This window comes from Haloferula sp. A504 (assembly GCF_044385805.1).
Taxonomy (GTDB): domain Bacteria; phylum Verrucomicrobiota; class Verrucomicrobiia; order Verrucomicrobiales; family Akkermansiaceae; genus Haloferula.
Map to the genome: position 1 here is coordinate 1 of NZ_JBISBU010000213.1, position 446 is coordinate 446.

Genomic DNA, 446 nt, shown 5'->3' on the forward strand with positions numbered 1-446 from the left:
GCGGATCATTCGGAGTTCAAGGCTGAGTTTGGAGCCTTCTGCAGGAAGGCCGTGACGGTGCTTCGGGACTGCGGGCGATCCGTGGAGGAGACAGAAGGCGCGCCCAGTGAGGCAGATTTTCTCCTGCCACCGGACGACGCCTACCCCGACGACCGCGTTCTCGTCGTCGTGACCTTTCGAGGCGGACGGCTGACCCAGGAGATCGTTTTTGAGCTTTCGCAGCTGGTTGAGAACCACCAGCCCGGGTATCACATCTTTATCGATGGACAGGTTTCACATGGGCGATCATTCGAGATTGTCTTCACACCCGACGGACAGGTTCTTGGCCATGAGCGGGAGGGCACCGATTTGTTGGGGGCCTTGGGGTTTCCCAGCCAATCAACAAACCAAGCCGAACAAGCCGCTGGTGGACGACCCTAGACCGCGGCCTTGTTGGAAATCCGCCG

Annotated in this window: 1 protein-coding gene; it reads left to right on the plus strand. The window is 59.6% G+C overall.

What is annotated here, in order from left to right; all coding sequences use genetic code 11:
* A partial coding sequence (locus tag ACG2LG_RS24240) for a hypothetical protein (protein ID WP_396263488.1) occupies window positions 1-420 on the plus strand: 420 nt, incomplete at its 5' end.
* Window positions 421-446: the final 26 nt, after the last annotated feature.